We start from the raw sequence: 20,806 nt of genomic DNA, 5'->3' as shown, positions 1-20,806 counted from the left end.
CGGCCTGCGCCCGGGGCGTCAGCCCCGCGGGCCCGGCTTGACCAGCTTCGCGGCGGCCACGGGGTCCACCTCGCCCGCGCCGTACGACGGGCACCAGCGCGCCACCGGGCACACCCCGCAGGCCGGCTTGCGGGCGTGGCACACCCGCCGCCCGTGCCAGACGAGGTGGTGGCTGAGCATCGTCCAGTCCTTCTTGTCGAACAGCTCCCCCACCTCGTGCTCGACCTTGACCGGGTCCTCTTGCGCCGTCCAGCCGAACCGCCGGGCCAGGCGCCCGAAGTGGGTGTCGACCGTGATGCCGGGGACACCGAACGCGTTGCCGAGCACCACGTTCGCCGTCTTACGACCCACCCCCGGCAGCGTCACCAGGTCCTCGAGCCGCGCGGGCACCTCGCCGTCGAACCGCTCGACCAGCGCCTGCCCCAGCCCGATGACCGCGCGCGTCTTGGCGCGGAAGAAGCCCAGCGGCTTGAACAGCTCCTCCATCTCGGCCGGGTCGGCGGAGGCGTACGCCTCCGCGTCCGGGTACCGGGCGAAGATCGCCGGCGTCGTGGCGTTGACCCGCACGTCCGTGGTCTGCGCCGACAGCACCGTCGCGACCAGCAGCTCGAGCGGGGTCGTGAAGTCGAGCTCCGCCCGCGCGTCCGGGTACGTGACCGCGAGCTCCCGGTCGATGCGGCGCGCCCGGCGCACCAGCGCGAGCCGGGACTCGCCCGTCGGGGTCGTCGTGGTCGAAGATGTCGTCGGCACGTTCGGAGCCTAGCGACGACGTCCGACACGGTCTTCCCGACGCGATTTGGTGCGGTGAGGCAGACTGAGAACTGGAACACAACCCCTTGACATCAGCCGGACGACCCGCCCGACATCCGGGACGGCCGCCCCCGAACCACGTGAGGAATCCTGTGGACGACACCGTCGTGCTCTCCGCCCCTCTCTTCGCGGACATGGAATCCGAGGAGACGAAGGCGCTCTTCGAGTCCATGATCCCCGTCGAGCTCAGCCGGGGGGACGTCCTCTTCCGCGAGGGCGAGCCCGGCGACCGCCTGTACGTCATCGCGCAGGGCAAGATCAAGCTCGGGCGGCGCTCGAGCGACGGCCGGGAGAACCTGCTGTCGATCCTCGGCCCGGGCGAGATGTTCGGCGAGCTCTCCCTGTTCGACCCGGGCCCCCGCACGGCGACCGCCTCCTCCGTGTCCGACGCCCTCGTCTACGAGCTGCGCCACCAGGCGCTCGTGCAGTGGATCGCCGCCCACCCCAGCGTCGCGACGACGCTGCTGGGCGCGCTGGCCCGCCGCCTGCGCCGCACCAACGAGACCCTGGCCGACCTGGTCTTCTCCGACGTGCCCGGCCGCGTGGCGAAGGCGCTGCTCGACCTGTCCAGCCGCTTCGGTGAGCCCAACGACGACGGCATCCGCGTCGCGCACGACCTCACGCAGGAGGAGCTCGCGCAGCTCGTCGGCGCGTCGCGCGAGACCGTCAACAAGGCGCTGGCCGACTTCGCCACCCGGGGCTGGGTGCGTCGTGAGGGCCGCGCCGTCGTGCTGCTGGACCTCGACCGCCTGGAGCGCCGGGCCCGCTGATCCACGGTTCCGGCACCTCGGTTCCGGCCGACACCTCGGTCGCGGTCGCAGGCGGGAACGGCATACTTCGCGCGGTCGCGTTCACGGGCGCCAGGGCGCCCTCCACTTCGGGACTTCTACGACCGCGCGAAGCATGCCGTTCCCGCCTGCTCGTGCATCGGCTCAGCCGCGCGGGAGGCGATGCGCGAGCGGGCGGGGCGCGACTACTCGGCCAGCTCCACGATCAGCTCCACCTCGACCGGGGCGTCGAGCGGCAGGACGGCGACGCCCACGGCAGACCGCGCGTGGGTGCCGGCGTCCCCGAAGATCTCCCCGAGCACCGTCGAGGCGCCGTTGAGCACGCCCGGCTGACCGGTGAACGACGGGTCGGACGCGACGAAACCCGTCACCTTGACGATGCGGACGCCGTCGAGCGAGCCGGTGAGCGACCGCACCGCGGCGAGCGCGTTGAGGGCGCAGGTCCGGGCGAGGCCGGCGGCGTCGTCGGGGGTGACGAGCCCCTCACCCTGGCCCACCTTGCCCGTCGTCGGCAGGGCGCCGGCGACGAACGGCAGCTGGCCGGCGGTGTAGACGTACCGCCCCGAGCGCACGGCGGGCTGGTACGCGGCCACGGGGGCCGCGACTTCGGGCAGCGTGATGCCGAGCTCCGCGAGGCGGGCCTCGGGGCCGGACGTCACTGGTCGCCCGTGGGCCGCTTGAGGTAGGCCACGAGGTTGGTGCTGTCGGGGCCGGGGACGACCTGGACGAGCTCCCACCCGTCGGAGCCCCACTGGTCGAGGATCGCCTTGGTGTTGTGGATCAGCAGGGGGATGGTCGCGTACTCCCACGTGGTAGCCATGCGGCGATCGTAACCAGCCGGGACGCCCTGCACAGCCCACGACGCCACGACGAGGGGTCCACAGGACCTGCACACGCGCGGCCCGCCGGCGGCCGTGCCGACTGGAACCGAGCCCGTATCCTGGACCGCATGGCGAACCAGGATCCCCGCCGCATCACTCGTACGATGCCGGCGACGCAGCTCGTCGCCCTGCTGCTCGCGTTCGTCCTCGCGGCCGTGGCAGGAGGCGTCCTGACGGCGGGCCTGGTGATCCCGGCCGTGGCCGGCGCCAACGCCGCGGCCGACAGCACCGTGGAGGTGTACGACGAGCTGCCGGCGGAGCTCGAGCCGAGCCCGCTGTCGCAGCAGTCCCGCATCTACGCGGCCGACGGCAAGCAGCTCGCGACGTTCTACGCGCAGAACCGGATCGTGGTCCCGCTCGACAAGGTCTCCGAGCCGATGCAGAACGCCGTCATCGCGATCGAGGACGAGCGGTTCTGGGAGCACGGCGGCATCGACATGCGCGGCATGTCCCGCGCGCTGGCGAACAACGTCGCCGGCCACGCGACGCAGGGCGCCTCGACGCTGACGCAGCAGTACGTGAAGAACATGCTCATCGAGCAGGCGCTGCAGGACGACGACCCGTTCGGCGTCATCCAGGCCAAGGAGGACTCGATCAGCCGCAAGCTGCGCGAGGCCAAGATGGCGATCGCCCTCGAGCAGAAGATGGGCAAGGAGGAGATCCTGCAGGGCTACCTCAACGTGGCCCAGTTCGGCTCCAAGAGCATCTACGGCGTCGAGACGGCGGCCCGGTACTACTTCGGCAAGCACGCCGCCGACCTGAGCGTCGTCGAGGCCGCCACCATCGCCGGCATCACCAAGTCCCCCAGCCGGTTCGACCCCACGGTCAACCCGCAGGAGGCCAAGGTCCGCCGCAACCTGGTGCTGCAGAACATGTGGAAGCTCGGGCACATCTCCACGGAGGAGCGGGACGAGGCCCAGGCGCTGACGATCAAGGAGACGCTGAACGTCAAGCCGGTCGAGATCGGCTGCCACGCCGCCGACGGCGCCGCGTTCTTCTGCGACTACGTCATCAAGGACATCGTCAACAACCCGGCGTTCGGCGAGACGCGCAGCGACCGGCAGGCGCTGCTGTACCGGGGCGGGCTGGAGATCACCACCACCCTCGACCCGAAGAAGCAGAAGGCCGCCGAGCAGTCCGTCCGCGAGGCCGTGCCCGCCGAGGACTCCAGCGGCCTGGAGGCGGCGATCGCCTCGGTCGAGCCGGGCACGGGCAAGATCGTCGCGATGGCGCAGAACGTGCCGTACACGCCGCCGCAGGGCAGCGACGACAAGACCACGCTGCTCAACTACAACGCCGACCCGACGCACGGCGCCTCCAAGGGCTTCCAGGTCGGCTCGAACTTCAAGCCGATCGTGCTGGCGGAGTGGCTGCGCGAGGGGCACACCCTCAACGAGACGGTCTCTGCCGCCAAGGTGGCGCGCTGGCCGCAGAACTTCAACACCCCGTGCGTCGGGACCCTGGGTGCCGCGGAGCCGTGGGCGCCGGCCAACTCCGAGGGCGTCGCCTACAGCAACCTGTCCGCGCTCGAGGCGACCTACCGGTCGGTGAACACGGCGTACGCCGCGATGGGCTACCAGCTCAACCTGTGCGACATGCGCGACACGGCCTGGAAGATGGGCTTCCGTCCCACCAACTCGGGCGTGCAGAAGAAGACCATCTACGACCCGAAGAAGACCGACATCGACATCCAGGCCCCGATGATCGTGGGCACCCAGGAGTCGACGCCGCTGTTCATGGCCGCCATGTACGCGACGCTCGCCAGCGGCGGCACCTACTGCGAGCCGGTCGCGATCACCAAGGTGACCGGCCCCGGGGGCAAGGACTACGAGCTCCCCGGCGGCAACTGCGACGAGAACGCGCTGCCGGAGAACGTCGCGAACACCGTGGTGTCGGCCATGGAGAACGTGCTCAAGATCGGTACGGCGTCCGGCCACGGGCTGGACGGCGGCCGGCCGGCGGCCGGCAAGACCGGTACCACGCAGCTCTCGTGGCACACGTGGTTCACCGGGTTCACGAAGCAGCTGTCCACCTCGGTGTGGGTCGGCGACGTCGAGGGCAACATCCCTCACATGGGGATCACCGTGAACGGGCAGTACCACGAGCCGCTGTACGGCTCCGACGTCGCGGCACCCGCGTGGAACAACTACATGAACGCCGCCAGCGCGGGCATGCCGATGGAGAGCTTCGGCGCCCCCGACCCGGCGCTCGTCGGCGCGGCCCCGCCGCCTCCCCCGCCCCCGTCCACCGGTGGTGACGACGGTGGTGACGACGGCGACGAGGGCGGCGGCAACGAAGGCGGCGGCAACGAAGGCGGCGGCAACGAGGGCGGCGGCAACGGCGGCGACAAGGGCAAGGGCAACGGCCGCAGCGACGCCAGCGCCGCCTGGGACGCCATCACCTCCGGCGACTGGGGCGCCCTGGGCGGTTCCGGGGACGACCGCTGACCCCCGCACGCACCGGCCAGGTGCTGGGTGGTCTGGTCGCGGCCGGGGCGGCGGGCCTCGCGTACGCGCACCTGGAGACGAAGCTCTACACGCTGCGCCGGGTCAGCCTCCCGGTGCTGCCGCCGGGTGAGCCCGACCTGCGGGTGCTGCACGTCTCGGACCTGCACCTGACGCCGTCGCAGCAACGCAAGATCGACTGGGTGCGGTCGCTCGCCGCGCTGGAACCGCACCTCGTCGTCGACACCGGCGACAACCTGGCGCACCGCGACTCCCTCGGGCCGGTGCTGCACGCGCTCGAGCCGCTGCTCGCCCTGCCGGGGGCGTTCGTCATGGGGTCGAACGACTACTACGAGCCGCGCCCGAAGAACCCCGCGCGCTACCTGCTGCCCGACGCCCGCGTCATCATCCGCCGCGAGCCCGACCTGCCCGGCGACGAACTCGGTGCCGCGATGCGCGACGCGGGATGGAAGGACCTCACCAACCGCCGCGACGTGGTCGTGGCGGACGGGCGACGCCTGTCGCTGGTGGGGGTGGACGACCCGCACCTCGACCGTGACGAGTTCCCCGCCCGTGCGGAACGGCCGGACACCGGCGCCGACGACGACGGGGTGCTGCACCTCGGCGTCTCGCACGCCCCGTACACGCGGGTGCTGGACCAGATGCACGACGACGGCGCGGACGTGATCCTCGCCGGGCACACGCACGGCGGCCAGCTCTGCCTGCCCGGCGTCGGGGCGCTCGTGACCAACTGCGACATCGACCGCAGGCGCGCCAAGGGGCTGCACGGCTGGCCCGGCCCGCGACCCGACGAGGCCGGCGGCGCGGGCTCGTCGTGGCTGCACGTCTCGGCCGGGGCGGGCACCTCCCCGTACGCGCCCGTGCGGTTCGCGTGCCGCCCGGAGGCGACGTTGCTCACGTTCACCGCCCGGTAGCCGGATCTCGTTTTCGTCCTGGCCGGATCGTCGGCTATTCTGGGCAGGCTTCCGCAGGAGGACGAGAGTCCGCGTGCATGGAGCAAGTCCTTCGGGGTGTGGCGCAGCTTGGTAGCGCGCTTCGTTCGGGACGAAGAGGTCGCAGGTTCAAATCCTGTCACCCCGACCACCAGAAAGGCCCTCTGGCCAGCGGAAACGCTGAGACCAGGGGGCCTTTCGCCTTGCCCGGAGGCCCTGAGATGGCCGTTGAGGCGCGACTGGGGGCTTACGCGCCGGCGGCACGGTTGCTACCCGCCATCATGAACAGCGGCTCCATATGCCAGTCCGGGGCGACGACGTCGATGGTGGCGAACGTGTTCAGGAAGGTCGCGCCGTCCTGGATCACGGGCCGCAGCTCGTGCCGACAGATCCATTCCGTGGTCGAGGTGTCCGAGTGCCCGACGTCGGAGATCTACTCGACGGCCGCGCCGCCCTGGCGACATCAGTGACACGGTGCCCGCGATCTAGGTCAGGCCGAAGCGGGTGCGGCACGGCGGGGCGACGCGGGCACGGTGCGCCCCGCCGGTGTGGACCGTCGTTCTCAGTACCGCGCGTCCGCGCGGGCGGCGTACTTGTCCGTGGCGGTGATTGCGGCCCGCATCGCCGCGTCGCTGCGGTCGTTCGCCGAGAGACGCTCGACCCAGTACGAGGACTGGCCTGACGTCGGGTTCACCCCCAGGTAGTGCTGATAGGCCGCGACGACCCGCCTGCTGGTCGCCTGAGGGTTGTTCCAGATCGACCGCACGACGGCGGCCCGGCCCTGGGTGGCCAGGCGGCCGGTCCACAGGGTGGTCTGCGACTTCGTCGGCACGCGGCCGAGCATCTCGGCGTACAGTGCGCGGACGTATGCGGCGTCCGTCCCGCCCTCGGCCCGGTAGTACGTGCTCGAGCTCATGAGCCGCATGTCGACCTCGTCCACCGTCTGCCCGCTGACGATCAGCCGGAGCTCCGCGTCGATCCGCGCGGCCGTCGGGGTAAATCCGAGCAGGCGCTTGTACGCGTTCACGATGCGTGCCTTGCGGTACTTCGTGGAGGCCTCCATCGCGGCGATGAGACGCGTCGGACCGTCCGCGGCCACGTCCGCCTGCCAGAACGCGACTTCGCCAACCGTCGCCTCGCGACCGAGGGCGTCCTTGTAGATCGACTGCACCAGGTTGGCGACCGCCTCCGCCGACAGATGGACGACGGCGCGCTCCGCGGCCTGCGCCCGGATCGCGGGCAGCACCTCATAGCCCATCTCGCCGGGGCACTCCGTGAAGTGGGTGTCGCGGTGGCTGAAGATCCTGTCGAGCGGCACCTGGGTGCCCGCTTCGAAGCGGCCGCCGGCGGTCTTGCCCGCGGACGTCAGAGTGACGCTCCCGGTCGGTGCGACGTCGTACTCCGCCAGCCGGTACGCCGCGATGTCGGCGACCGCCGCCTGCTGCGCCCCGGTCGGCGTCATGCCGGCCTCGGCGGTGAAGGTGCCGAGCATCGCGACGCCGACCGTGCCGGTGTTGAAACCGCCCGTGTGCGCGCCGATGATCGCCTCGTCGATGCTGCCCGCAGCGCCCTCGTAGACGTTGCCCCACTTGTCGACCAGGAAGTTGTAGCCGATGTCGCACCAGCCGTTCGTCTGCTGGTGGTACACCTGGTCGTTCTTGATGGCCTGCATCGCCTCGGCCACCGTGTCGTAGTCGTTGGGATTCACGGTGTGGTGCACGGACGCCGCCTTGAGGCCACCCGGGGCTGGCCGCCACGTCGCACCCGTGTAGTCCTCGCCGAGATCGCACTGCGGGTTCGCACCCCACTCGTCGCGCGTGATGATCGTGGGGCCGACCGTCTCCGCAGCTGCGGCCACGGCGCCCGAGGTCGTCGCGGCCTCCGTGGTCACCTGATCCGAGGACACGAGAGTCAGCTCGACGCCCACGGGCACGCTCCGGCGAGGGTCGACCGTGGCGATCTGCACCGCGTCGGACTCGCCCACGTACAACGGGGCGGATGAGGCGATGGCGGACTCCTCGTCGGCGCCATCGGACTGCATCTCGAGGTGGGTCCACCCGGTCCAGGTCCCGTCGCTGGAGCGGGTCCGCACCTGAAGCTCGGGAACCGTAGTGCCCAGTTCCCGCGGCCAGGCCGCGCCGACGGTCTGGAAGCCGTCGGGCGCCTCGACGGTCCCTGCCGCCCGGCCGGCTGTGTCGGTCGTGTCGAGCACGACGACCCCCTCCTCGACGGTCGCCGCCTCGGCTGCGGGTTCCGGGGCGGCCTCGGTGACGTCTGCCACGCGCTCGGTCTCGACGGCCGGCGCCTCGGTGACCGCGAGCGTCTCGATCGATGCGTCGGTCGTCGCCGCGTCCGCGAGGGCGGAGTCGGTGGCGCCGGTGGCGCGCTCGGGCGTCTGGTCCGTGGTCAGTGCCGTCGCTGTGGGGCCGAGAGCGCTCAGAGCGAGTGCGGGGACGATGCCCAGAGTGATCGCCTTGCCGACCACCGAACGCGTTGGCGGGGTAGTCAGCCGTGCGTGCCGTGCGTGCCGTGCCATGTTCGCGTCTCCTTCGTCCGGCGGCGCGCTCGGCGTGGGACCCGGAACACGGATGTCTGTGATTCGGCGACGCGACAGTGAGCGCGGAACGACACCGGAGACTAGCGGCAGTCGAGAGGATCGACACATCTGCGCGATGTCGGACTCGCTCCGAGCGGTCGAACCTCGAGGCGTACATCGAGCGGCAGTACGCGGCCGCGCGCGACGCCGTCGCCAAGGTCCAGGCGGAGTCCGCCGACGACCAGGACTAGATCAGCAGGCCTGTGTTGCCGTAGCCCGGTCGGGCAGGCAACGGCGGGCGCGGCGACGCCCGTCAGCGAACATGTACGTGTTCTCGGGCGTGGAGGGATGCCCCTTCGGTTGTGGGAGACGTGGGCAGAGACGGTCCCGGGACAGCCATCCTCTGGGCCGACGGCCGAGTCCTGGTTCACCGTGAAGCCGCCCAACGCGCCGGGCAACGCCACCGAACGCCTCGCGTCCGAACGGCCCGGTGGACCAGGAACGCCAGTGCGATGAGGTTGAGTCCGCTCGCGGCAGGTGACCACCAGCCGTCGGGCACCACGTGGGCGATGAGGCCCGTGGTCCCCACGAGCGACAGGCACGACACGAGGAACCCCCACCCGACCAGCTGCCAGCGTCGAGGGCGGTCGTCCCACAGGACCAGGCCGACGATCATCAGGAACGCCCCGGCCGATGCCCCGGGGCCTCCGCCCCACATGGCCGCCACCGGGGTGCAGAAGGCGATGACGATGACGAGCACGGTGGCCGGCCACAGCACCGAACCGGGGAGCAGCCAGTGCGCGCGCATCGCGCCGACGATGGCCGCCACCGGCGGGACGACAAAGATCATCCCCAGCCAGATCGACGAGTCCCACCACGCCATCCACGGGTAGTCCGCCCAGACCTGCGGCGCCACCACCCCGACCCCGACCCCGACCCCGACGGCACCAGCGACAAGGACGGCGCGCTCAGCACCTTGCTGGTCACCCTCCGGAACGGCGTCGAAGTCGGTCAGCTCCTGCGGGCTCGGCTCGTGCCGCACGGGTTCCCCAGGCCGTTCTGCCGTCATGGCCGACCACCCTAGGGCTCGGGCTGTGGAGACGGCACCTGTGCGGGACGCTGGTGGGGCGGCCACACTGGGTCGGACCTGCATTCGCACGTCGTCAGGAGCAGCCATGCCGTCGTCCCCAGAACCCATCCTCGTCGTCGGCGGCGGGCTCGCCGCGGCCAAGGCCGCCGAGGCGGTGCGCGAGCGGGACGCGGACGTCGGCCTCCTCGTCGTCACCAGCGAGCCGTGCGCCCCCTACGAGCGGCCGCCGCTGTCCAAGGAATACCTGCGCGGACAGGCCGAGCGCGACGCGCTGTTCCCGCTCGACGAGGACTGGTACGCCGACCACGACGTCGACCTGCGGACGTCGGCGACGGTCGTCGGGCTCGACCTCGGTGCGCACCGCGCGACGCTCGCCGACGGGGCGGTGCTGCCGTTCTCCCGACTCCTGCTCGCCACCGGGTCGTCGCCGCGCATGCTCGACATCCCCGGCCGCGACCTCGCGGGCGTGCACTACCTGCGCACCGTCGAGGACGCCGACCTGATCGCGGCCACGCTGCTGCCCGCCTCCCTGGAGAACGGGGGGCGGCTGGTCGTGATCGGCAGCGGGTGGATCGGGATGGAGGTCGCGGCGTCGGCCCGGTCGTTCGGGCTCGACGTGACCGTGGCGGGTCTCGACGAACACCCGCTGGAACCCGTGCTCGGGCCCGAGATGGGCGCGCTCTACGGGCGCGTCCACACCGACCACGGTGTCGACCTGCGTCGCGGCGAGGCCATCGCGATCGTCGGAGCGGAAGGCCGGGTCACCGGCGTCGAGCTGCACGACGGCACGTCCCTGCCCGCCGACATCGTCGTGGTGGGCGTCGGCGCGACGCCCAACGTGGGCCTCGCCGAGGCGGCCGGGCTCAGCCTGCGCTCCCGGGACCAGGGCGGCGGCGTCGTCGTCGGCCCCGCCCTGCGCACCTCGCACCCCGACGTGCTCGCCGCCGGGGACATCGCCTCCATCCCGTCGCCGCACTACGGCCGCCCGCTGCGCGTGGAGCACTGGGCGACAGCCCTCGAGTCCGGCACGCACGCCGGCCGCGCGCTGCTCGGCGACGACACCCCGTACGACGTCCTGCCCTACTTCTTCAGCGACCAGTACGACGTCGGCATGGAGTACAAGGGGTTCGTCGACCTGCGCAGGGGCGGGTACGAACTCGTCCTCAGCGGCTCCGTCGACGACGTCGAGCTCGTGGCGTTCTGGCTGCGCGACGGCGCGGTGCACGCCGCCATGGCGGTGAACGTCTGGGAGCGGATGGACGACGTCGAGGAGCTGATCCGGTCGCGCCGGGACGTCCCCCGCGCCGAGCTGGAGGCGTTCACCCGCTGACGGGGGCCGTCGCCGCGCGAGCGGGGACGGCGGGGCGGCCCAGCCCGCGCACACGCCAGCCGGCGGCCGACCAGCGGTCGGCGTCGAGCGCGTTGCGCCCGTCGACGACGACGCGACGCGCGGGCTCGAGCGCGGCGGGGTCCAGCGCCCGGAACTCCTCCCACTCGGTGAGGTGCAGCACCAGGTCGGCGCCGGTGACGGCCTCCTCGACCGTGTCGGCGTAGCCGAGGGTCGGGAAGGTGCGCGCCGCCGTCGCGTTGGCGCGCGGGTCGTGCACCCGCACGTGCGCGCCCTGGAGCTGCAGCTGCGCGGCGACGTTGAGCGCGGGCGAGTCCCGCACGTCGTCGGTGCCGGGCTTGAACGCGGCGCCCAGCACGGCGATCCGACGACCCAGCACGCTGCCGCCGCACTCCTCGACCGCCAGCGCGACGGTGCGCGAACGGCGCCGCATGTTGATCGCGTCGACCTCGCGCAGGAACGTCAGCGCCTCGTCGACGCCCAGCTCCCCCGCGCGGGCCATGAGCGCGCGGATGTCCTTGGGCAGGCAGCCGCCGCCGAACCCGAGGCCGGCGCTGAGGAACTGGTGACCGATGCGCGCGTCGCGGCCGATGGCGTCCGTGAGCGCCACGACGTCGGCGCCCGCCGCGTCGCACAGCTCGGCGATCGCGTTGGCGAACGAGATCTTCGTGGCGAGGAACGCGTTCGCGGCCACCTTGACCAGCTCGGAGGTGGCGAGGTCGGTCACGACGAACGGCACGCCGGCGTCGACGACTGGCGCGTACAACTCGCGCAGCACCTTCTCGTGCAGCGGGTCGGTGACGCCGACGACGATGCGGTCGGGGCGCAGCGTGTCCTCGACGGCGCGCCCCTCGCGCAGGAACTCGGGGTTCCAGGCCACGGCCACCTCGACCCCGTCGGGCGCGGCGTCGTCGGCGAGCGCCTGCAGCGCCGCGGCCGTGCCCACGGGGACCGTGGACTTGCCGACCAGCAGGGCGTCGCGACGCAGGTGGGGCACGAGCGCGGAGACGGCCGCCGTGACGTGGCTCGTGTCGGCGGCCATGGAGTCGCGGCGCTGCGGCGTGCCGACGCACACGAAGTGCAGGTCGGCGAACTCCGCCGCCGCCCGCGGGTCGGTCGTGAACGCGAGCCGGCCGGCGGCGGTGTGCTTCTCCACCAGCTCCGCGAGGCCGGGCTCGTAGAACGGCAGCCGGCCGGCGGCCAGGTCCGCGACCTTGGCCGGGTCGGTGTCGAGGCCCAGCACCTCGTACCCGAGCTCCGCCAGGCACGCGGCGTGCGTCGCGCCGAGGTATCCGGTGCCGATCACGGTCACGCGGCCGGGGCTCGGCGTCGTCGCGGGCGTCACGGGACTGGTGACAGGGCTCGTGACAGGGCTCGTCACCGTGGGCGTGGTGTCCTGGTGCGTGGTCATCGGTCCTCCTGGTCGGGTCGGTCGGCGGTGCGGTCGGTGCGGTCGGTGCGGTCGGTGCGGTCGGTGCGGTCGGGGCGGAGCGGCCCGCCGGGCGCGACGTCCGGCAGGGTGAGCGGCCGGGCCAGCCCGGCCGACAGCAGCCCGGGCACGTCGCCGGGCGCGGGCCGGAACGCGTACACGGCCGCCAGCCGGGCCCGCGCGGCCGTGGCCCACGAGGTGACGTCCCCGGCGTCGGGAAGCCACGACGCCGCCCCCGCGTCGACGGTGGCGTAGCCGGCGACGACGGCTCGTGCGACCGACGCGGCCCGGCGCCGCCCGCACAGGCCCTGGAGGGCGCGCAGCTCGAGGTGGACCAGCAGGTTGGCCAGGTCCAGGCCGGGGTGGGCGGTCGTCGCGAGGTCGAGGTCGAGCAGACCGACCCGGTCCGGCGCGCCGGGGTCGGCGAGCAGCTGCTTGTCGTGCAGGTCGCGGTGGGCGGGGACCGCGGGCCGCGGTGCGACGACGGCCAGCGCGCGGGCCACGTGGTCGACGATGGCGGCCGCGGTCGCGTCGTCCGTCGCGCCGTGCGCCGCGGCGAGCTGCCACCAGCGCCGGACGACGGCCACCTCGGCGTCGACGCCGTGTCCCGCCGCCCGTCCGTCGACGTCGCTACCCCCGAACGGGCCGTCGACGTCGCCCGGCACCTGGCCCGTGGGCCCGGCGGTCTCCTGCAGCCGCCGCAGTCCGCGGCCGACGGCGTGGCCCACGGCGTCGAGCGCCGGCTGCGAGACGGTCGGGTCGCCCAGCAGGTCGTGCAGCGTGCGGCCCGGCAGCGGCGCGGTCGTGACGCGGCCGGGGCCGTGGTCGACGACGACCGGCGTGGCGAAGGCACCGGCCGGGACCGCGACGTCGGCGGGTTCGCGGCCCGGGCGCGTCACCTTGGTGTACGTGCCGGCGGGATCGCGGACGACGGCGCGGCGCCCGGCGCGGTGCGCGACGAGCACGGCCCCGGGGCGCAGGCGCTCGCCCAGGCCCGGGAGGTCCGGGTCGTGCCCGCCGGGGAGCAGGACGAGGCCGCCGGCGGCGACCCGCGCCGGCTCCGCCCCGACCCGGTGGGCGTAGCGTGCCGCCGCGCGGTCCTCGTCCCACCGGCCGGCGACCAGCGCGCCGTCCCGGTCGGCCCCGACGACGAGCAGCGGCCCGCCCGGGCGCGGCACCGCCGCGCGCAGCCGCCCGCCGTCCTCGGCGAGCCGGTCCGCCAGGGCCAGGGCGACCGGCGCGAACCGGATCCCCTCCGCGGGCCGGACCGGACCGGACACCCGCGGCGACGCAGGGACCTGGCCGGTCGAGAGGTCCGGCTGCGCCCGTCCCGGCGTGGCCGGGGACGCCGGCGGCGCCCCGGCCGGCGCGGACCCGGCTGGGCGGGTCGCACGGCGGTCGAGGACGATGCCCAGCTCGCGGCCACGGCCCCGGGCGACCTCGTCGGCGAGCGCCACGAGCCGCTCGGTGGTCGCGGCCCATCCCGCCTCGCGCCGTCGGAACGGCTCGGGCGCGCGCCGCAGCAGGTGCTCGGCGGTGGCACGACGCAGGGCGGTCGCGTCGAGGCCGGGCGCCCCCGCGGCGCCGTACCCGTCGAGGACGACCGCGAGCCGGTCGGCCGCGGCTGCGACGTCGTCGTGCGCGCGGACGAGGGCGGCCGCCAGCGACCCGAGGTCGTCCTCGGGCGTGCCCAGGCGGGCGGCGTCGCCGTCGACGAGCCACAGCTCGCCCGACGGGGCCCGCACCAGCTGGTCGAGGGAGAGGTCGCCGTGCACCGGCACGCCGGCGCCGGTCGCCGGGCGGGTCCGGTCGAGGGCGTCCGCCAGCGGGCCGACAGTCCCCGCCAACCACGGCAGCAGCCCGGTGACCGCGGCCGCGGCCGCGGCGGCGCGCGGGGGCGTGACGTGCCCGCCGTCCGGCCCCGTCCCCGGGACCGACAGGACCGACGTGTGCAGCGTCGCCGCGGCGGCGCCCACGGCCCGCAGGGCGCGCTCGTCGAGGACGCCGGCCAGGTCGAGCCCGTCGAGCGGCTCGCCCGCGACCCACTGCGTGACGACGACCCCCCGCTCGGCGTCGTGCGCGAGGACGCGCGGCGCACGCACCCCGCTCGCGCCGAGCAGGCGGTACCCGGCGAGCGTCCGCCCGACGTCCGCGGGCCGCGAGAGCCGCACGAGCACCGACGGCGCGCGGCCGGCGTCGGCGGGCACCGGGGTCTCGCGCGTGCCGTCGACGTCGGCTCCACTCCCGTCCGCGCCGAGACCCGCGAGGACCTCCAGCGCAGCGTCACCGTCCAGGCGCAGCACGGCGCGGCGTTCCGGGTTGTGCCGCAGCAGCCGCGCCCCGGGGACCGGCGCGCCGGGGGCGGGGTCGTCGTCGCCCTGCCGCGGGACGGCCCGGGTGCCGGGCAGGTCACGGTCCGCGGTCCAGGTCGTCACGACGACCCCCGCGTCGCGGTCGACGTGCACGAGCTCGTGCGGCAGCGCGTGCCGCACCGCCTTGCCGAGCTTGGGCAGCGCGTGCCCGGCGAACGCCCGCACCAGCAGGTGCTGCACGCCGCCGTGCCGGTCGCCGGGCGTCCAGCGGGCCGCGAGCAGGCAGCTCGTGCCCCGCTTGTACCGCAGGTACGGGCTCCCCAGCGCGCCCCGCACACCGGTCGCCGTCGTCAGGCGGTCGGCGAGCGCCGCGACGTCGAGGACCTCGCCGAGCGCGGGGATCGCGCCGTCGCGCGCGGCGACGGCGCCGTCCGCGGGGCTCGTCCCGCCGGCGGGACGAGGCGCGCCGGCGAGATCGAAGGGCGGGCGGTCGAGCGTGCGGTCAGCCACGGCTGCCCACCTCCTTCTGCCCCGCGGGGCCGAGGACGACGTGCGGCGGCCCGGACGCGGCGACGCGGCCGTCCTCCAGCCGCACGACGCGGTCGCAGTCGCGGGCCGCGTCGAGGTCGTGCGTGATGACGAAGGTCGTGCGGCCGCGGGTGAGGCGTCCGAGGGCGTCGACGACCTCGTGCTCGGTCTGCTCGTCCAGGCCCGTCATGGCCTCGTCGAGGACGACGACGGGGGCGTCGAGCATCGCGGCCCGCGCGATGGCGAGGCGCTGGCGCTGCCCGCCGGAGAGGGTGCCGCCGCGCTCCCCCACGACGGTGTCGTACCCGTCGGGGAGGGCGGTGACGAAGGCGTGCGCCCCGGCGACCCGGGCCGCGCGCTCGACCTGCTCGTCGGTCGCGTCCGGCACCGCGGCGGCGATGTTCTCGCGCACGGTGCCGCGGAACAGGACGCTCTCCTGCAGCACGACGGCGACCGACCGGCGCACGCTGTCGAGCGTGAGGTCGCGCAGGTTGTGGCCGTCGAAGCGCACCGCGCCCGACTCGGGGTCGCGCAGGCGGGACAGCAGCGCGGCGAGGCTGGACTTGCCGGCCCCGGACGCGCCGACGATCGCGACCCGTTCGCCGGGGCGCACCGCCAGGTCGAGGCCGCGCAGCACGGGGAGGCCCGGGACGTAGGAGAACCAGACGTCCTCGAAGCGCACGTCGCCGCGCACGCGGTGCAGCGGCCGTGCCCAGCTCGCGTCGACGACCTCGGGCCGCTGGTCCAGCACCTCGACGACGCGCTCGGCCGACGCCCCCGCCTGGGCGATCCGGCCGGTGTACTTCGCCAGGTCGCGCATGGGCTTGAACGCGGCCTTGAGGTAGGTGAGGAAGACGGTGAGCTCGCCGGGCGTGAGGGCGCCGTCGAGCACGCGCTGCGCGCCGACGTACAGCACGACGGCGGTGGCGGCGCCGACGAGCACGTCGGTGGAGCGCTCGAGCCCGGCCGCGAGGCGCTTGGCGCGCACACCCTCGCGCAGCGACGACGTGTTGGAGCGGGCGAACCCGGCGCGCATGCGGTCCTCGAGCGAGTAGGCCTGGACGACCTTGACGGCGCTCAGGGTCTCGGTCGCGAGGGACGCCAGCTGGCCGTCGGCCTTGCGCTGGTCGCGCGAGACGTGGCGGATGCGCCGCGACAGGCGCGTGCTCGTGAGCAGGAACACGGGCAGGACGACGAGCATCACGAGGGCGAGCACCGGGTCGAGGATCGCGACGACCACGATCATGCCGGCGAGGGTCACGACGTTGCCGAGCATCGGCAGCATCGCGGTCACCGACACCTCCTTGAGGCGCCCGACGTCGCCGGTGAGGCGCGTGACGAGGTCCCCCGTGGTGGAGCCGTCGTGGAACCGGAGGCTGAGGCGCTGCAGGTGGTCGTACAGGTCGGCGCGCACCCCGGTGAGGACGCGGTTGCCCGCGAGGGCGAAGCACACCGTCATCGCGTAGGCGGCGCCGGCGCGCAGCAGCACGATCACCAGCAGCGAGCCCGCGGCGAGCAGGAGCACGACGGGCAGGTTGGCCGGCGCCGGGCCCGCCACCGACGACCCGGTGGAGGCCACGATGCCGTCGACGACGTACTTCAGCGGCCACGGCTCCAGCAGGCGCATGGCGACCTCGGCCAGCATCGCGAGGCTGCCCAGGACCAGCAGCCGGCGCTCGGGGCGCACGTGGTGGCGCAGGTGCGGCCAGAACCGGGAGAAGGCGCGGCCCGCGGCGCGCACCGACGTCCGGGAGGCGCGGGGCTCAGCCACGGTGCGCCTCCCCCGGCCGGGCCGCCCCGACGGCCGCCCCGACGGCCGTGTGCGTCGTCACGCCGGCGTGCGCGAGCGCGCGGTCCACGACGACGGACCAGTCGTGCCGCTCCACGGCCGCCTCCCGCGCCCGGGCGCCGAGGACCGTGCGGGCCCGCGGCTCGCGGGCGAGGTCCACGAGCGCGTCGGCGAGCGCCGTCGGGTCGCCGGGCGGGACCAGGCGCCCGGTGCTGCCGTGCCCGAGCGCGCCGGGCAGCTCGCCCACGGCGCTGGCCACGACGGGCAGCCCGGCCGCGAGGTACTCGTAGACCTTCAGCGGCGAGAAGTAGAAGTCGTCGAGCGCGGGGTACGGCGCGACGGCGACGTCGGCACGGTGCAGCAGCGGCGGGATCTCGGCCGGCGCGACGGCGCCCGTCGAGGTGACGGCGTCGCCGGCGCCGAGCGCGCGCGCCCTGTCCAGCACGGCCTCGCGCTCGGGCCCGTCGCCGACCAGCAGGAGGCGCGCGCGGGGCACGCGCCGCCGCACGTCGGCGAAGGCGTCGACCAGCACGTCCAGGCCGTGCCACGGCTTGAGGGTGCCGACGAAGAGCACGGTGAACGCGTCGCGGGCCGCGCCGCTCGCGGGGGCCCTGCCCGCGGGGGCGGGGGTGATCCGCGCCGTGTCGACGCCGTTGGACAGCACGTGCACGTGGCCGGAGCGCGACCCGGCACGCTCGGCGGCCCAGGTCGCGACGGGCCGGCTCACCGCGACGACGGCGGTCGCGGCGCCGATCGCCGCACGGGCGCACCGCTCGGCGCCCGCCTCGTCGACCAGCTCCCGGTGGGTGCGCTGCTCGGCGACCAGCGGCGCGTTGACCTCCAGCACGCTGGGGACGCCGGCGTCGCGCGCCCACCCGGTCGCCGCCCTGCCCCACAGCGAGTACCGCTCGTACACCAGGTCCAGCGGCCCGGCGGCGCGCAGCGTGTCGAGCAGCGCACCCACCCGGCCGTCGGCGACCTGCAGGGCCTTCTCGCGCTCGGCGGTGGTCGCGCTGCGGGCGACCGGGACCTCGTGCACGGCGATCCCGGCGAGGTCGGCCGGGACGTCGCCGCCGCGGCGCGTCGTGACGACGTGCACCTCGACGCCCGCGCGCACCAGCTCGCGCAGCACCGCCTGGACGTGCACGGACGAGCCCTTGCGCCCGAACACCGGGACGCCGGGGTCGACGCTCACGTACGCCGCCCGCCGCACGGTCGCCCGGGGGTCGCCCGTGGCGGTCACGGGGTCGGTGGTGGGGGCGGTCATGCCGCGCTCCGGGCCTCGGCGGGCGACGACGACGCCGCCCGCAGCACCTCCATCAGCCGGCGCGACGTGCGGGCCACGTCGAACTCCGCCTCGACCAGCGACCGGGCGCCGTCCGCGAGGCGCACGCCGAGGCCGTCGTCGTCGAGCACCCGGCCCAGCGCGGCCGCGAGCGCGGCGGCGTCGCCGGGCGGCACCAGCAGGCCCGTCTCGCCGTCGTGCACGGCCTCGGGGATGCCGGTGACCGGCGTGGACACCACGGGCGTGCCGAGGGCCATCGCCTCCAGGAGCACGGTGGGCAGGCCGTCGCGGTTCCCGTCGGTACCGAGCACGCACGGGGCCGCGAGGACGGCGGCGCGAGCGACGACGTCGCGCACCCGGTCCTGCGGCAGCGGGCCGTGGAACGTGACCCGACCGGCGACCCCGGCGGCCGCCACACGCTCGCGCAGCTCGGCCTCCTGCGGGCCCGTGCCGACGAGGTCGAGGTGCAGGTCGCTGCCGTCCGCGGCCAGGAGCGCGACGGCGTCGACCAGGTCGGTGAAGCCCTTCTTCTCCACGAGCCGGCCGACGGCGCACACACGGCCGGGCAGCCGGGGCGCCGTCGCGCGGGCGTACTCGTCCAGGTCGAGGCCGTTGTACACGCGCCGCACGCCCGCCGCGGCGGGGCCGAACGTCTCGCGCAGGTGGGCGACGTTGTGGTCGCTCACCGTGACGACGGCGCGCGCGCCCGCGAGCTTGACCCGCAGGTCCTCGGGGTCGACCGACTCGTGGAAGATGTCCTTCGCGTGGGCCGTGAACGTGTAGCCGATCCCCAGGACGCCGGCGGCGAGGCGCGCCACCGTCGTCGCGACCGACCCGAAGTGGGCGTGCAGGTGCGTGAGGCCGGTGTCGTGCGCGACGGTCGCGACCTCGAGCGCCTGCACGGCGTCCTCCGGGTCGGCGGCGAGCAGGTCGGCGAGCACGCCCGCGGGCAGCTCCCGCAGGTCGAGCCGGTCGTGCAGGGCGGCCAGGGCGGCCCAGGCGTCGGACGCCCGGGGCGCCCGCGGCACGTAGCGCACGGGTGCGGCGACCTGCGCGAGGGCGGCGTGGAACCGGGTGTCGACGGGGGCGCGCAGCGAGAAGATCTCGATCCGCGCACCGCGCCGCTCGAGGCCGCGGATCTCGTTGACGATGAACGTCTCGGAGAAGCGCGGGTACATCTTGGTCACGTAGCCGACCCGCAGGCCGGCGCCGGGGCCGACGTCGAAGGGGCTCGGGGTCGGGGTGGTGTCAGGCCGTGGCACGGTGCGCCTCCTGGGGGTCGCGGGCGAGGGACGTGGGCATGTCGGGAGCCGCGGCGGTCGCGGCGGGGTTCGCGGCGGGGCGGACGGCGCCGGGCGTGCGTCGCGCGACCGACGCCAGCCGCGCGACGAGCGCCGGGACGCGGGAGAGCCCGTCGAGGTCGACGTCGACGACGGGGCGCCGCAGCGCGGTCGCCCGGGCGGGGCCCGTGGCGCGGGCGACCCAGGAGCCGAGCCGCTCGGGGGTGGTCGCGCCGGTGAGCACGTCCAGGAGCCCGAGGTCCGCGAGGCGCCGGGCCCGCACGAGCTGCTCCGCGCGCGGTCGGGTGCGCGGCACGACGAGCGCCGGCCGGCCGGAGGCGAGCACCTCGCACACGGAGTTGTAGCCGCCCATCGTCACGACCGCCGACGCCCCCTCGACGAGCGGGACGACGTCGCGCACGAACGCGTGCACGTCGAGGTCGTCCCGGGCCCGTGCGGCGTCGTGCAGCCGGGTGCGGACGTCGGCCGGCAGGTACGGGCCCGTGACGAGGACGCCGCGCGTTCCGGCCGGCAGCGGCGCCGCCGCGAACGACTCGGCGAGCTCGGCACCGTCCTGCCCGCCGCCGACCAGGCACAGCACGTACGGGTCGTCGGGCGTGACGGGCGTGGTGGACGCGCGACCGCGACCGAGGTGTCCCGTGGGGGTGGTGGACGCGCGACCGCGACCGAGGTACCCGGTGAACACCGTGCGCCGGGCGACCTGGGGCGGCAGCGCGTACTCGGTGAGGGGGTCGTAGACGCGCGCGTCGCCGTATATCCACACCTCGTCGAAGAGCTGCTCGATCACCGAGGTGCTGCGCTGCTCGCGCCACTCGCGGACGGCGACGTCCGGGGTGTCGAGCACGTCGCGCAGGCCGAGCACGCAGGCGGTGCCGCCCTGCCGGCGCAGGCGGCGCAGCGCCGGCAGCAGCTCGCCGCCGACGCCGAGCGGCACCTTGTCCACGACGAGCACGTCGGGCCGGAACGCCGCGAGCGCGCCGTCGAGCACCCCGGCCCGCACCCGGACGACGTCGTCGAGCGAGCCGCCCCACGCACGCGGGCCGTAGCCGCGCTCGGGGTCCTTGCCGATGCGCGGGAGCGTCACGACCTCCGTCCGCTCGGGCAGCGGGAGGCCCGTCGCCTCCGCCGCGCCGGTCAGGAGCAGGACGTCGGTGTCCGGGTCCGCCTCCACGACCGCACGGGCGAGCAGCGACGTACGGCGCACGTGGCCGAGCCCCTGCGTGTCGTGGGAGTAGAACGCCACCCGGCGCCGGGCGGGGCGCTCCCCGGCGTCGTCGACGGCTGTGATCTGTCGCATCCTGGAACCCTGAAG

The 20,806-nt window shown here is 74.7% G+C and carries 15 protein-coding genes and 1 tRNA gene; 5 read left to right on the top strand and 11 right to left on the bottom strand.

Annotated elements, in window-relative coordinates:
* Positions 1 to 18: 18 nt before the first annotated feature.
* Positions 19 to 750, bottom strand: a complete 732-nt coding sequence (nth, locus tag IEW03_RS02960) for an endonuclease III (RefSeq protein ID WP_188522163.1) — start codon at positions 748 to 750, stop codon at positions 19 to 21.
* A 152-nt stretch (positions 751 to 902) separates the two neighbouring features.
* Here nth and IEW03_RS02955 point away from each other — a divergent pair, with 152 nt between their 5' ends.
* Positions 903 to 1,580, top strand: coding sequence for a Crp/Fnr family transcriptional regulator (locus IEW03_RS02955; RefSeq protein WP_308808194.1), 678 nt, complete (start codon positions 903 to 905; stop codon positions 1,578 to 1,580).
* A gap of 203 nt (positions 1,581 to 1,783) precedes the next feature.
* Here the strand turns inward: IEW03_RS02955 and IEW03_RS02950 are convergent, their stop codons facing one another.
* Both IEW03_RS02950 and sp36 read right to left on the bottom strand, forming a co-directional pair.
* A complete protein-coding gene (locus IEW03_RS02950) occupies positions 1,784 to 2,257 on the bottom strand; it encodes a RidA family protein (protein WP_188522162.1) in 474 nt (157 codons plus the stop codon).
* Complete coding sequence (sp36, locus tag IEW03_RS02945) at positions 2,254 to 2,418, bottom strand: Sp36 family protein (protein ID WP_188522161.1); 165 nt, start codon at positions 2,416 to 2,418, stop codon at positions 2,254 to 2,256. The genes IEW03_RS02950 and sp36 overlap by 4 nt, the downstream gene beginning before the upstream one ends.
* 129 nt (positions 2,419 to 2,547) lie before the next feature.
* On the opposite strand from sp36, the gene IEW03_RS02940 reads away from it, so the two are divergent.
* From IEW03_RS02940 to IEW03_RS02930, 3 genes are all read left to right on the top strand, one after another.
* Positions 2,548 to 4,926 (top strand): transglycosylase domain-containing protein, encoded by a 2,379-nt coding sequence (locus IEW03_RS02940; RefSeq protein WP_188522160.1) that lies wholly within the window; start codon positions 2,548 to 2,550, stop codon positions 4,924 to 4,926.
* Between the two features lie 20 nt (positions 4,927 to 4,946).
* A complete protein-coding gene (locus tag IEW03_RS02935) occupies positions 4,947 to 5,858 on the top strand; it encodes a metallophosphoesterase (RefSeq protein ID WP_371870586.1) in 912 nt (303 codons plus the stop codon).
* Between the two features lie 92 nt (positions 5,859 to 5,950).
* A tRNA-Pro gene (locus IEW03_RS02930) sits at positions 5,951 to 6,027 on the top strand.
* 411 nt (positions 6,028 to 6,438) lie between these two features.
* Here the strand turns inward: IEW03_RS02930 and IEW03_RS02925 are convergent.
* Positions 6,439 to 8,361, bottom strand: a complete 1,923-nt coding sequence (locus tag IEW03_RS02925; RefSeq protein WP_188522159.1) for an N-acetylmuramoyl-L-alanine amidase — start codon at positions 8,359 to 8,361, stop codon at positions 6,439 to 6,441.
* A gap of 478 nt (positions 8,362 to 8,839) precedes the next feature.
* Complete coding sequence (locus IEW03_RS02920; RefSeq protein ID WP_188522158.1) at positions 8,840 to 9,481, bottom strand: hypothetical protein; 642 nt, start codon at positions 9,479 to 9,481, stop codon at positions 8,840 to 8,842.
* 106 nt (positions 9,482 to 9,587) lie between these two features.
* Between IEW03_RS02920 and IEW03_RS02915 the strand changes: the two genes are divergently transcribed.
* On the top strand, positions 9,588 to 10,832 hold the full coding sequence (locus IEW03_RS02915; RefSeq protein ID WP_188522157.1) for an NAD(P)/FAD-dependent oxidoreductase: 1,245 nt from the start codon (positions 9,588 to 9,590) through the stop codon (positions 10,830 to 10,832).
* On the opposite strand, the gene IEW03_RS02910 is transcribed toward IEW03_RS02915, so the two are convergent.
* The 6 genes from IEW03_RS02910 to IEW03_RS02885 are packed head-to-tail and all read right to left on the bottom strand — an operon-like array spanning position 10,822 to position 20,791.
* Complete coding sequence (locus tag IEW03_RS02910) at positions 10,822 to 12,261, bottom strand: UDP-glucose dehydrogenase family protein (protein ID WP_188522156.1); 1,440 nt, start codon at positions 12,259 to 12,261, stop codon at positions 10,822 to 10,824. The genes IEW03_RS02915 and IEW03_RS02910 overlap by 11 nt on opposite strands.
* A complete protein-coding gene (locus IEW03_RS02905) occupies positions 12,258 to 15,101 on the bottom strand; it encodes a phosphotransferase (RefSeq protein ID WP_188522155.1) in 2,844 nt (947 codons plus the stop codon). Before IEW03_RS02905 ends, IEW03_RS02910 begins: the two co-directional genes overlap by 4 nt.
* Complete coding sequence (locus IEW03_RS02900) at positions 15,094 to 16,890, bottom strand: ABC transporter ATP-binding protein (protein ID WP_229737343.1); 1,797 nt, start codon at positions 16,888 to 16,890, stop codon at positions 15,094 to 15,096. Before IEW03_RS02900 ends, IEW03_RS02905 begins: the two co-directional genes overlap by 8 nt.
* On the bottom strand, positions 16,883 to 18,175 hold the full coding sequence (locus IEW03_RS02895) for a glycosyltransferase family 4 protein (protein WP_188522154.1): 1,293 nt from the start codon (positions 18,173 to 18,175) through the stop codon (positions 16,883 to 16,885). The genes IEW03_RS02900 and IEW03_RS02895 overlap by 8 nt, the downstream gene beginning before the upstream one ends.
* Complete coding sequence (locus IEW03_RS02890) at positions 18,172 to 19,455, bottom strand: glycosyltransferase family 4 protein (RefSeq protein WP_229737342.1); 1,284 nt, start codon at positions 19,453 to 19,455, stop codon at positions 18,172 to 18,174. The genes IEW03_RS02895 and IEW03_RS02890 overlap by 4 nt, the downstream gene beginning before the upstream one ends.
* Complete coding sequence (locus tag IEW03_RS02885) at positions 19,442 to 20,791, bottom strand: glycosyltransferase family protein (RefSeq protein ID WP_188522153.1); 1,350 nt, start codon at positions 20,789 to 20,791, stop codon at positions 19,442 to 19,444. Before IEW03_RS02885 ends, IEW03_RS02890 begins: the two co-directional genes overlap by 14 nt.
* Positions 20,792 to 20,806: the final 15 nt, after the last annotated feature.

The sequence above is a fragment of the Isoptericola cucumis genome (genome assembly GCF_014635665.1).
GTDB classification, from domain to species: Bacteria; Actinomycetota; Actinomycetes; order Actinomycetales; family Cellulomonadaceae; genus Isoptericola; species Isoptericola cucumis.
The sequence above is the reverse complement of the archived record's forward strand: the minus strand, read 5'-3'. Positions and strand labels throughout refer to the sequence as shown.

Coding starts and splice junctions, on each gene's coding strand:
- sp36 (WP_188522161.1), bottom strand. CDS start 2,418: ATGGCTACCACGTGGGAGTACGCGACCATCCCCCTGCTGATCCACAAC.
- IEW03_RS02940 (WP_188522160.1), top strand. CDS start 2,548: ATGGCGAACCAGGATCCCCGCCGCATCACTCGTACGATGCCGGCGACG.
- IEW03_RS02920 (WP_188522158.1), bottom strand. CDS start 9,481: ATGACGGCAGAACGGCCTGGGGAACCCGTGCGGCACGAGCCGAGCCCG.
- IEW03_RS02915 (WP_188522157.1), top strand. CDS start 9,588: ATGCCGTCGTCCCCAGAACCCATCCTCGTCGTCGGCGGCGGGCTCGCC.
- IEW03_RS02910 (WP_188522156.1), bottom strand. CDS start 12,261: ATGACCACGCACCAGGACACCACGCCCACGGTGACGAGCCCTGTCACG.
- IEW03_RS02895 (WP_188522154.1), bottom strand. CDS start 18,175: ATGACCGCCCCCACCACCGACCCCGTGACCGCCACGGGCGACCCCCGG.
- IEW03_RS02885 (WP_188522153.1), bottom strand. CDS start 20,791: ATGCGACAGATCACAGCCGTCGACGACGCCGGGGAGCGCCCCGCCCGG.